Raw genomic sequence first — 11,169 nt, 5'->3', positions numbered from 1 at the left:
AGACCCTGCCACGGGGTTGCTTCTTTGAATACTACTATTTTGATAGCTACTAGCGCTTATCCAATAAGCGCTAGGGGCAATTTTGACCATAAATCTGGTCCCCTCGACAGGAATCGAACCTGTATCTAGCGCTTAGGAGGCACTCGTTCTATCCATTGAACTACGAGGAGGCAAGACAGCCGCGCATTGTAGTGGCGTGCGGGGGCCTTCCCGGAGGCAGGGCCTCAGTCGTACTTCACCGTGTAGATGATGTCCACCGCACTCTTCTCGCCGGTCTGCCCGCGTAGCGTGAGGCGGCGGGAGAGGTCGTAGAAGATGTACAGCGTGCCCAGCGTGCCCGACAGGCTGCGCTCGTACGTCACGTACAAATCCTTGGATAGGCGCTTGCCGAAGGTGAGGGCGGTGGCGCTGGCGTCTTCACCCGCGGTGGCGCTGCGAAAGCCGATCTCGTCCAGGCCGATGCGGCTGGCGATGTTGGCGCTGGTGTTGCCGCCGCCCTTGCGGCCCAGCAGGGCCAGGGCGGCTTGCTGCATCACGGCGGCTTCGGCGCCGCCGGCGGAGGCGTTGCGGCCCAGGACCACCCACGAGAGTTTTTCGGCATCGGGCAGCTCGGGGTCGGAATACAGCTTGACGCGCGGCGCCTGGGCGCTGCCGGTGACCTGCACCCCAGCGCGCACGCTGATGTTGGGGCGCAGGGCCAGGATGTCGAGCGAGGGGTTGTTGTAGGGGCCGTTGAAGCGGATGAGCCCCGTCTCCACGTCCAGCATCTGGCCCCAGGCGCGGTAGCGGCCTTCGTCGGTGCGCACTTCGCCGGTCACGCGGGGCGGGGCGCCGGGCACGGCGTTGCTGCGGATGTCCACCTCGCCTGTCAGCCGCGTGGTGATGCCGCGGCCATGCAGCGCAAAGTCGCGCCCCAGGTTGAGGGTGATGGCAATGTCGGGCGGCTTGGCGGTTTCGGCCTGCGCTGCCACCTGGCTGGCCTTGGCGGCGGCCTGGGCCTTGGCCTGGTCTTCGCGGTCCTTGGCGACAGAGCGCACGACCACGTCCGAGCCCAGGCTGGGCGCGGTTTCGTCGGGCAGGATGATGGTGGCGCGGTCGGTGGTGAGCTTGCCGCGCAGGCTGATCTGGCCTTGCTGCAGCTGCGCCTGCAGTTGGCCCGACACGCTGATCTGCCGGTCGGCGCGCACCAGCACTTGCAGGGCCTTGGCCTCGGCTTGCAGTGACATGGTGATGCCTGACAGTCCCTTGGTAGCGGTGGCGCTGTCGCCCCAGTTCACGCGGCCGGTGGCGGTGAGCGTGCCGCCGTCCTGCGGGGCAGCCGTGCGGTTGCCGCTGAAGCCTGCAATGCGCGCGCCGCTGCCGCGCCCGCCCTGCAGGCGGAACTCGGTGATGCTGAGCTGATTGCCTTGCAGCGTGGCACGCAGGCGGCCGCCCTGCAGGTCTACGCCATTGACCACGGAGCGCACGGCCATGTCGTCGGCGCCCAGCGTGCCGGCCCAGCGCGGCGCATTGCGGGTGCCTGACAACGTGGCGCTGGCGTCCAGTGTGCCGCGCACACGCCAGCCGGGCGGGGCCAGGGCCGACCACACGCCCACGTCGGGCAGGCGCGCGCGCAGGGTGCCGGCCAGTGGCGCATCCGGAGCCCAGGTGAAGGGTGAGGACATGGCGGGCGAAGAATTGACGGGCGAGGAGGGGCTGGCGCCCGCAGCGGCGGGGGCGCCGGGCGCTCCGGGTGTGAGGCGGGTGCTGACGTTGGCCTGCACCTCGCCCGCCCGGTCGCTCGCCCAGGCCAGTTGGGCGCGCAGGGCCTCGCCTTCGATCTCGACGGTAATTTCGGCCTGGCGCACACCGGCGGCGGTGCCTGCCCCTGCACCGGATGCAGCACCTGGTGCCGCATCTAAGGCCGATGGGTTGGCCGAGGCCTCGGTGGCGATCACCGCCGTGGCGCCCGCGCCCGTGCCCTGGCCGCTGCTTTGCACGGCGGTGATGGCGGTGGCGTCGCCCGCCAGGATGCGCAGGTCGCCGCTGGCGCGGCGCAGGCTGGCGCTGGCGCGCAGGGGGCCTTGGGTGTTGTCCACGTTCCATTGCCCGTCGAGCACGATGTTGGTGGCCAGCCCCATGCGGGCAAGCAGCGGCTGGGCAGGGCGGCCAGCGGCGGCCGGGGTGTTGCCCAGGCCCAGGGCATCGACCCAGGCCATGGGCAGGCCCTGCAGGGTGCCCTGGGTCTGCAGTTGCACCGGGTTCGCGCCAGTGGTCACGCGCAGGGGTTGCCACCGCAGCGTGGCGGTGCCGGGCAGGGGGCCGGTCAGGCGGGCTTGGCCTGCCGAGGCCAACACGGTGTAGCCCGCTGCCGACGACGCGCCGGGGCCAGGGGCGGCGCGCGCGGTGAGGGACAAGGGATCGGCCAGTTGCAGCGTCCAGGGGCCGGGGCGTGCAGCGTCTTGCGCCACAAGCCGCAGTTCGCTGATCTGCACCTGCGCCCCTTGCGTGGATGTGGTCAGCCCGCCCGTGGCGCGGGTTTGCAGGGCCAGCCGCTGCATCTGCTGGGGCTGGGAGGCGTTCAGGCGGGCTTCGCCGTCCAGTGCCAGCGTGGCCTGCGCCAGGGTGCCGGAGAGTTCGGCCTTCACGGCGCGCAGTTGCACGGCGGTGGCGCCGCCGCCTGCGCCTTTGCCGGGGGGCAGTGACAGGTCCAGTTGCGGGGTGGAGAGGGCGGCTTGCAGCTCGAAGGTGGCCTTGTCCGAGGGCGGTGTGCTGCCCGCGCGGCTGGCGTTGGCATGGGCGTTTGTAGCGGTGGCGGCTTGCAGTTGCCGGGCCAGTGTTTGCCAGCCACCTTTCCACCGGGCGGTCAGCTGCGCTGCGCCCTTGGCGGTGGCGCCCTGCAGGGCTTCTTGCAGGCGGGTGCCCACCAGCGGCAGGGTTGCCAGCCAGCGCTGGGTCTGGTCCACGTCGGCCCATTGCACCTGCAGGTCGCCTGCGCCCGCTTGGGGTGCCATGCTGCCCTGGGCGCGCGCTGTGGCGCCAGGCGCGGTCAGCGTGATCTGGCCCTGGCCCGACAAATCGCCGGGTGCCACGCGCAGCTGGGTGGCTTCGACGCGTGCCTGCAAAGCGTCCAGCAGCAGGCGATCCAGCTGCAAGGTGCCGCCGGTCTGGGTGGGCGAAGCAGGCTGCCAGCTGCCTTGTGCGGTGAGCATGTTGATGCGCAGCAGTACGGGGCGGTTGGGAGCGGTTTTGACAGGCGCAGAAGCGGCGGGGCCGGTGGCCCGGATGTCTGCTGTAAAACGCACCACATCGCCCTGCATCTGCGCACCCACGCGGCCCGCCAGCGGGGCGGCCGCCCACGCGGTGTGCAGGGCGTCCGGGCGCAGGTTGCGCAGTTCGGCCTGGCCCTCCAGCGCGCCGGTGGCGGTGTTGTAGTTGCCTTGCAGGGTGACTGCGCCGGTGCCTGCATTCACCGTGGCGCCGGGCACCGCCCAGCGTGTGCCGTCGTAGTTCGCGTCGGCTTGCAGGGCGGTGATGGGCAGGCGGGCCTGGTCCCACGGGCCTGCCAGTTCGTTGCGCAGCTGTGCCTGCAGGGCCCAACCGTTGCCCACTGGGGCGGTCCCCCCGGTGGGCCCCGCTTGCACGGTGCCATGCAGCCGGGTGGCCGGGGCCTGGGGCCACAGGGCCGCCAGGTTGACGGCACGCAACGTGGCCTGGGCCGACTGCAGGGGCTGCGCGGACCACGGGGCCAGCGTGGCCTGCATGTCGGCCTGCATGGGTTCTGCGGCGGGCGGCGTCGGTGGTGGTGCTGCAGATTTGGTGGAGGGGGGATTTGGCAGGGGGCGAGGGCGTTGGCGGGGGCTCCGCCTGGGCCGTGGTGGGGCTGATGCGCGCCTGCAGTTGCAGTTGCGCCGCCGCGGTGGCGAGCGTGCCCTGCAGCGTGGCATGTGCGCCCACCCGCATGGCGGTGGTGCCACCGGGCACGGCGGCGCGCACCGTGCCGTCCACGGTGGCGTTCAGCGCCATGGGGGCTTGGGCCTGCAGCGTCAGCCGCGCGGTGTATTGGCCTTGGGCCAGCTCCAGGCTGCCGATGTTCAGGCGGTGCTCCTGCCCGTCAAAGCGGTAGTCGCCGGCCAGGCCCCGGGCTTCCACGGCCGGGGCGCCTGCCCATTGCAGCTGGTCCACGCGGAACGGCACACCGATGTGCAAGGGCAGTACCAGCTGGGTCAGGGGCGTGGGCGGCTCTGCGCCGGCCGGGCTGGCCAGCGGCGTGATCTGCACGCGCGCGGCATGCACTTCGCCCAGCTCCAGGCGGCGTTGCAGCAAGGGGGCCAGCTGCCAGCCCAGGCGGATGTCGGTCACCTCGACGGACAGGCCTGGGCTGCGCCAGCGCAGCCAGCCAATGCGCCCGCCGCTGCGCAGCGACCCAGTGACCTCGCGGCTCTCCAGTTGCTGGTTGGCGGGCAGGTACTGCGCCGCGCGCGCCAGCGCCAGGGCCAGCGATGTGTTGCTGCCAGCCCACCACCACACGGCAGCGGCTGCGGCAATCAGCAGCGCAATCACTGCCACCAACAGCCAGCCCAGTGCACGCAGCACACGGCGGCCACGGCGCGGCGAAGGGCCCGGGCCACCCTGGTGGCTGGGCGACGCCCCTGCGCTGAAGTCAGAGGAGCGGGCGCGGGGTGTCGGGGAGTGGGGGGGCATGGGTTGACCGTCCATCAGAAGCTGAACCCGAGCCGCAGGTGCAGCCGCACCTCCTTGGTTTTCACGCCGTAGGCCAGGTCGGCCTGCAGGGGGCCCACAGGGCTGCGCCAGCGCACGCCAGCCCCCACGCCAACGCGCGGGTCCATGTCGCCCAGGCGGTCGGCCACGGCGCCAGCATCCACGAACAGCGTGCTCTCCCAGTCGGTCATGGCGCCCTGGTAGACGATGGGGCGCTGCCATTCGACGCTGCCCACGGCCAGGTAGCGGCCGCCGTAGAGCTGGCCCTTGTCGGTGCGGGCGCCGATGCTGCGGTAGCCGTAGCCACGCACGGTGGTGTCGCCCCCGGTCAGGAAAAGCTGGGTGACCGGGATCTGCGCGCCATCGCGCGCCAGCACGGCCCCGCCCTCTGCGCGCAAGGCCACGCGGGCGCTGCGGCCCACACCGACGGCGTCCTGCACGCGGCCCGCAGGGATGAACGACTGCCAGCGTACCAGGGTGCGCACAAACGGGTCGCGCTCAGGCCGCAGCGTGGTGCCCAGCCCCAGTTCCACGGCGATGCCGTGGCCGCGCGTGGGGGCGGTGGGGCTGTTGAAGTAGCGACCTGTCCAGCCGTAGTTCACGCTGAGGGCTGTGCTGGTATCAGAGGGCGACTGCACGTTGGCATCCAGGCCCTGGCTGTTGGCGTAGTCGTACTGCAGGAAGTAGTTGCGGTCGATGTTCTTCGTGCTTTTGCTGCGGCCTGCGCGCAGGCGGCCGCTGTTGACGTCGTAGTCGCCCGTGGATTCGCGCTGCAGTTGCCCGCCTGCAAACCAGCGCCAGCCCCGGTTGTCGGGCAGGTCGGTCCATTCGGTGCTGGCCAGTTTGGTTTCGCGGTCCAGCGACAGCTTGCTCACGGCGCGCCAGCCGATCACGGGCAACTGGTTATGGATGTGCTCCAGCGACAGGCGCGCGCCGCTGTCGGTCGAGAACCCTGGCCCGAACACCAGCTTTTGCACCTTGGCCTCGCGCACCTGGGCCACCACGGGCGCGGCCTGCGGGTCGGTGTCCTCGGTGTCGAGCGTGAGGAACACCGCGTCGTAGTAGCCGCTGCTGGCCAGCCGCAGTTGGGCGTCGAGCAGTTCGGCCTCGTCGTAGACCGCGCCTGTGGGCAGGCGCGCCAGGCGCCGGGCGCCGTCGGGGTCGTAGCGCTCGCTGCCCTCCACCCTGAGTGGCCCGAAGCGATAGGGCGGGCCGGGCTCGTAGGTCACGCTGAGTTTGGCCTCGTGCTTGTCGGCGTCGATCTCGGCCCGGCTGGTAGCGATGCGGGCAGTAGGGTGGCGGCGTGCTTGCAGCTGGCGCAGGCCGTCGTTCTTGGCCGAGTCCCAGGCAGACTGGGTGAACGGCTGGCCGGGCTGCAGGGACCAGTTGCGCTGCACACGCTGCTGCTGGCGGATGCTGGCGCTCTGGGAGTCGGTTTCTTCTGGCGATTGCGCCGTGTTGATACCGCCCGTGTTGCCAGTGAAGTCGATGTCCGCGCTGGCAATGCGGGTCTGCGGGCCGGGCTGCACCGTGACCACCACCGTGCGCGGGCCGGCCTTGCTGTCGGGCGTTTCGGTCAGCTCCACCGTGATGGTGGGCGCGAAGTAGCCCATCGTGCCCAGCAGTTCGCGGGCATTGGCGTCGGCTGCGCCCAGCAGGCGCTGCAGCTCGTTGGCGTGCAGGTCGGGCAGGTGGCGAAAGCGCTGCAGCTCCAGGTGGCGCTCCAGTGTCTCGCGCACGCCGGCGGGGGCATTCACCTGCACGGCGAAGGAGGGCGCGCCGGATTCGGCAATGGCCGGGGTGGCGGCGGCAGATGCGGCGCTATCTCCGTCCTCACCGCGCGGCAGCAAGCTGCAGCCCTGCAGGCACAGCGCGCTGAAAAGCAGCAACGCCGGCCATGGGGCCGGCGTTGAGGAAGAGGAGGTAGAGCGCAGGACGCGAAAAGGCACGGCAGGAAAACGGTGGTTTTAGAAAGTGGGGGCGGGCTGCAAAACCAGCCCACCACCACTATGCACCGAAAATCAGGCCCGCCGTGTCAGACAGTTCCGCGCGATGGGCTACCAAGCGCTGGTGCCCCATCCCGCCTACTTCGACAGCAGTCGCATGGTTTCTTCCAGCCCCTTGAGCGACAGCGGGTACATGCGGTTGCCCACCAGCTGCTGGATGATGCTGATGCTCTGGCGGTACTGCCACACGCCTTGGGGCTCGGGGTTGATCCACGCAAACTTGGGGAAGGCATGCGTGAGGCGCTGGATCCACTCGGCGCCCGGCTCCTCGTTGTTGTATTCCACGCTGCCGCCGGGCTGCAGGATCTCATACGGGCTCATGGTCGCGTCGCCCACGAAGATCAGCTTGTAGTCCTTGTTGTACTTGCGGATGATGTCCCAGGTCGGAAACTTCTCGGCAAATCGGCGGCGGTTGTTCTTCCACATGAAGTCGTACACGCAGTTGTGGAAGTAATAGAACTCCAGGTGCTTGAACTCCGTCTTCACGGCGCTGAAAAGTTCTTCCACGCGCTGGATGTGCTCATCCATCGTGCCGCCCACGTCCATCAGCAGCAGCACCTTCACGTTGTTGTGGCGCTCGGGCACCATCTTGATGTCCAGGTAGCCCGCATTGGCCGCCGTGCTGCGGATGGTGTCGGGCAGGTCCAGCTCCAGCTCGTGCCCTTCGCGTGCGAACTTGCGCAGGCGGCGCAGCGCCACCTTGATGTTGCGTGTGCCCAGCTCCTGCTGGTCGTCGTAGTCCTTGTAGGCGCGCTGCTCCCACACCTTCACGGCGCTCTTATTCTTGCCGGCGCCGCCGATGCGCACACCCTGCGGGTTGTAGCCACCGTGGCCGAACGGGCTGGTGCCGCCGGTGCCGATCCACTTGCTGCCGCCCTCGTGGCGTTCCTTTTGCTCTTCGAGGCGCTTTTTCAGCGTCTCCATGAGCTCGTCCCAGCCCATCTTCTCGATGGCGGCTTTCTGCTCGGGCGTGAGTTCGTTCTCCAGGATCTTGCGCAGCCAGTCGGCCGGAATCTCCTTGGTGAAGTCGGCCACCATTTCCACGCCCTTGAAGTAGGCGCCGAAGGCCCGGTCGAACTTGTCGTAGTGCTTCTCGTCCTTGACCAGCGTAAGGCGCGAGAGGTTGTAGAAGTCGTCCAGGCTCCACGCGTCATCCGACTTGGGGCCCACCACACCCGCCTGCAGGGCTTCGAGCAGGGTGAGGTATTCCTTCACGGACACGGGCAGCTTGGCCGTGCGCAGGGTGTAGAAGAAGTCGATGAGCATGTTTTTGGCCTCCAGCGCTTATTCAGTAAGCGCGTGGCGCTCTAAAAGATATAGCAGTTGTGCCTTGGCCTCCGGCCATTCGCCCGAGCGCATGCTGTACATCACTGTGTCGCGGATGGTGCCGTCGCGGCGCAGCGCGTGGCCGCGGATCACTCCGTCCTTCCGGGCGCCCAGGCGCTCAATGGCCTTCTGCGATGCAAAGTTGTAGTTGTCGGTGCGCCAGCCCACCACGTGGCAGCTCAGCGTATCGAAGGCGTGGCCCATCATCATCAGCTTGCAGGTGGTGTTCACATGGGTGCGCTGCACGCTTGTGCAGTACCAGGTGTAGCCAATCTCCACGCGTTTCACGGCGGGCAGAATGTCGTGGTAGCTTGTGGAGCCCAGTACCTTGCCAGTGGCGTCCTCGACCACGGCGAAGGCGAAGCGGTTACCGTCTTCGCGCATCTTGAGGGCTGTCTCGATGTACGCGCGGGTGTCCTGGGGTTCGGGCACCGAGGTGATGCGCAGTTTCCACAGCTCGCCGTCGGCCGCAGCGGCCGCCAAGCCGTGTTCATGGGACAGCGCCAGGGGCTCCAGGCGGATGCCCCGGTCGCGCAGGGTGACTGGTTCTACAAAGGCCATGGGTCTTTTCTCTTCGTCAATCCTTGGAGGGTTTACTCTGCCGGCTGGCCTGCCAGCGCCGCGCAGCGTGCAGGCCCAGGCCACCGCCGATGCCCACCATGGCGATACCGATCAGGCTGCCGGTGCCGTAGCCAGGCGCGAAGACGTCGAACCCGAGCAACGTGCCCAGCCAGAAGCCCAGCAGCGCACCACCCACAAAGCCCACGGCATCCGCAAAGCCGTTGACCAGCAGTTGGCGGGTATCGTTGTTGCCGTCGCTCACTCAGCGGTTCCTCTGGTTCATGAACACCAGCTTTTCAAACAGGCTCACGTCTTGCTCGTTCTTGAGCAGTGCGCCCACCAGCGGCGGCACGGCCACCTTGTTGTCGGCGCTTTGCAGGGCCGTGAGCGGAATGTCCTCTGCCACCAGCAGCTTGAGCCAGTCGAGCAGTTCGCTGGTCGATGGCTTCTTCTTCAGGCCGGGCAGGTTGCGCACGTCATAAAACGTCTTCATCGCCACGCCCAGCAACTCACTCTTGAGCGTGGGGAAGTGCACGTTGACGATCTGGCGCATCGTGTCGGCTTCGGGGAACTTGATGAAGTGAAAGAAGCAGCGGCGCAGGAACGCGTCAGGCAACTCCTTCTCGTTGTTCGACGTGATGAACACCAGCGGGCGGTGCTTGGCCTTGATGAGTTCGCGCGTTTCGTAGCAGTAGAACTCCATGCGGTCGATTTCTCGCAGCAGGTCGTTCGGAAACTCGATGTCGGCCTTGTCGATCTCGTCGATCAGCAGGGCGACCGGGCGGTCGGCCGTGAAGGCCTGCCACAACACACCCTGGATGATGTAGTTGCGGATGTCCTTCACGCGCCCGGCGCTGTCGCCGTCATTGAGCTGGCTGTCCCGCAAGCGACTTACGGCGTCATATTCATACAGGCCCTGCTGCGCCTTTGTGGTGGACTTGATGTGCCACTGCAGGAGCGGCATGTCCAGCGCCTGCGCCACTTCCTCGGCCAGCATGGTCTTGCCGGTGCCGGGTTCTCCCTTGATGAGCAGCGGGCGTTGCAGGGTGATGGCCGCGTTCACGGCAAGCATCAGGTCTTGGGTGGCGACGTAGTTCTGGGAACCTTGGAATTTCATGAGGGAAATCACCGGATCGTTGATGAATGGGGCTTGACAGGCGCTGGCTATAATCGGCGGTTGATCAGAGCCCAGAGCTGAACTTCCACGAGATTGTGCGCGCAAAATGAACAAAACGCTGACCACGCTATTTGCCCTGGCTGTCGCTTCCGTGACCGCCTTGTCCCATGCCCAGGAAGCCAAAGGCGACGTGGAAGCCGGCAAACAAAAGATTGCCATGTGTATTGGATGCCACGGCATTGTTGGCTACCAGGCCAGCTTTCCTGAGATCCACAAGGTGCCCATGATCTCGGGCCAGAGCGCCAAGTACATCTCCGCTGCGCTCGTGGCCTACCAGAAGGGTGAGCGCAAGCACCCCACGATGCGTGGCATCGCCGACTCGCTCTCTGAAAAAGACATCGCCGATGTGTCGGCCTACTACGAACAGCATGGCAAGACCGGTGCCGAGCTGCCCGCCAAGCCATCGCGTGAACCCAGTGTGCAGGTGGCAGAGCTGCTCAAGAAGGGTGCCTGCGTGTCTTGCCACGGCGACAACTTTGCCAAGCCCATTGATCCTTCGTACCCCAAGATCGCTGGCCAGCACGCCGACTATCTCTTCGTGGCCCTCAAGGCCTACAAGGTCGAGAAGAACGCCAACGTGGGCCGTGGCAACGCCATCATGGGCGGCGTGGCCAAGCAGTTCACCAATGCCGAGCTGAAAGCGCTGTCGGGCTACATCAGCGGCCTTGACGGCGATCTGCACGTGGTGCCGCAATCGCGCTTCCGTTGATCGTTCATCTTTGCAGAGTCCGCAAGGACTCCAAGTAAAAAGCCCGCGCAAGCGGGCTTTTTATTTTGGGTGCGCGCCAGCTGTTGGGGCGGCATCAATCCCGTGTGGCGCGCCGCTGCACGCAGGCGATGTAGGCGTCGCCATCGGGCGGGCGGCCTGCGCGCTGGCTCTCCCACAGCATTTCGCCCAGGCAGTCCATGGCCGCATGGTGGGCGTCGTGCAGCGAATCGAGCCGCGCTGTCAGCAGTTCCACCGCCTGGCGGATGCCGCGGGGCTGGTCAATGCTGCACTGTTCGCTGATCGACAGGTGCATGGACAGGTGCAGGAACGGGTTGGTCTGCCCCGGCGTCTCGTCGTAGTTGCGGGCCACGGCAGCGTCGGCGTCGGACAGGTCGGCGTGGTATTCGGGGTGCTCGGCAATCCACAGGCTGGCCAGCGTTTCGATGGCTTCCATGGGGGCGCCGCTCTGGGTCTTGGCATGCACACCGCACAGAAATCGGCGCACGTCGGCTTGGGAGGGGCTGAACATGGGGCGTGAGGGTAGCACGCGGGTGAAGGGCCCAGAGTGCACAGGGTGGTGGGGTGCGGATCGCGACCGCTTGCTACATCTGGCCGGGGCGGCGTCCTACGTTGGCGCCATGCGGATGCCCCTACATTGGCCTTGCGCAAAGACATGGAGCCGGGTCCGC

8 protein-coding genes and 1 tRNA gene are annotated in these 11,169 nt (G+C 67.5%); 1 reads left to right on the top strand and 8 read right to left on the bottom strand.

From position 1 onward, the window contains the following. Positions 1–95: 95 nt before the first annotated feature. From ARADN35_RS0104335 to ARADN35_RS0104305, 7 genes are all read right to left on the bottom strand, one after another. Positions 96–170 (bottom strand) — tRNA-Arg (locus tag ARADN35_RS0104335). Between the two features lie 54 nt (positions 171–224). Then, positions 225–3,755 (bottom strand): translocation/assembly module TamB domain-containing protein, encoded by a 3,531-nt coding sequence (locus ARADN35_RS25865; RefSeq protein WP_010459405.1) that lies wholly within the window; start codon positions 3,753–3,755, stop codon positions 225–227. 942 nt (positions 3,756–4,697) lie between these two features. Then, positions 4,698–6,650 carry an autotransporter assembly complex protein TamA gene (locus tag ARADN35_RS0104325; protein ID WP_081474562.1) on the bottom strand — a complete coding sequence of 651 codons (1,953 nt, stop codon included), beginning with the start codon at positions 6,648–6,650 and terminating at the stop codon, positions 4,698–4,700. Between the two features lie 135 nt (positions 6,651–6,785). After that, positions 6,786–7,973, bottom strand: coding sequence for a vWA domain-containing protein (locus ARADN35_RS0104320; protein ID WP_010459402.1), 1,188 nt, complete (start codon positions 7,971–7,973; stop codon positions 6,786–6,788). A gap of 18 nt (positions 7,974–7,991) precedes the next feature. Next, a complete protein-coding gene (locus ARADN35_RS0104315) occupies positions 7,992–8,594 on the bottom strand; it encodes a GNAT family N-acetyltransferase (RefSeq protein ID WP_010459400.1) in 603 nt (200 codons plus the stop codon). A 16-nt stretch (positions 8,595–8,610) separates the two neighbouring features. After that, entirely contained in the window at positions 8,611–8,856 is a 246-nt protein-coding gene (locus ARADN35_RS0104310; protein ID WP_010459397.1) for a hypothetical protein, read from the bottom strand. Next, complete coding sequence (locus ARADN35_RS0104305; RefSeq protein WP_010459395.1) at positions 8,857–9,711, bottom strand: AAA family ATPase; 855 nt, start codon at positions 9,709–9,711, stop codon at positions 8,857–8,859. A gap of 106 nt (positions 9,712–9,817) precedes the next feature. On the opposite strand from ARADN35_RS0104305, the gene ARADN35_RS0104300 reads away from it, so the two are divergent. After that, entirely contained in the window at positions 9,818–10,480 is a 663-nt protein-coding gene (locus ARADN35_RS0104300; RefSeq protein ID WP_010459393.1) for a c-type cytochrome, read from the top strand. A 94-nt stretch (positions 10,481–10,574) separates the two neighbouring features. Here the strand turns inward: ARADN35_RS0104300 and ARADN35_RS0104295 are convergent, their stop codons facing one another. Beyond that, on the bottom strand, positions 10,575–11,009 hold the full coding sequence (locus ARADN35_RS0104295; RefSeq protein WP_010459392.1) for a DUF1841 family protein: 435 nt from the start codon (positions 11,007–11,009) through the stop codon (positions 10,575–10,577). Positions 11,010–11,169 lie beyond the last annotated feature (160 nt).

The organism is Acidovorax radicis N35, assembly GCF_000204195.1.
GTDB classification, from domain to species: Bacteria; Pseudomonadota; Gammaproteobacteria; order Burkholderiales; family Burkholderiaceae_C; genus Acidovorax; species Acidovorax radicis.
This window is presented reverse-complemented; position numbering and strand designations above follow the sequence as displayed.

What these genes read in the sequence shown, in the direction of transcription:
- ARADN35_RS0104315 (WP_010459400.1), bottom strand. Translation starts at nt 8,594, where the DNA reads ATGGCCTTTGTAGAACCAGTCACCCTGCGCGACCGGGGCATCCGCCTG.
- ARADN35_RS0104320 (WP_010459402.1), bottom strand. Translation starts at nt 7,973, where the DNA reads ATGCTCATCGACTTCTTCTACACCCTGCGCACGGCCAAGCTGCCCGTG.
- ARADN35_RS0104305 (WP_010459395.1), bottom strand. Translation starts at nt 9,711, where the DNA reads ATGAAATTCCAAGGTTCCCAGAACTACGTCGCCACCCAAGACCTGATG.
- ARADN35_RS25865 (WP_010459405.1), bottom strand. Translation starts at nt 3,755, where the DNA reads ATGCAGGCCGACATGCAGGCCACGCTGGCCCCGTGGTCCGCGCAGCCC.
- ARADN35_RS0104295 (WP_010459392.1), bottom strand. Translation starts at nt 11,009, where the DNA reads ATGTTCAGCCCCTCCCAAGCCGACGTGCGCCGATTTCTGTGCGGTGTG.
- ARADN35_RS0104300 (WP_010459393.1), top strand. Translation starts at nt 9,818, where the DNA reads ATGAACAAAACGCTGACCACGCTATTTGCCCTGGCTGTCGCTTCCGTG.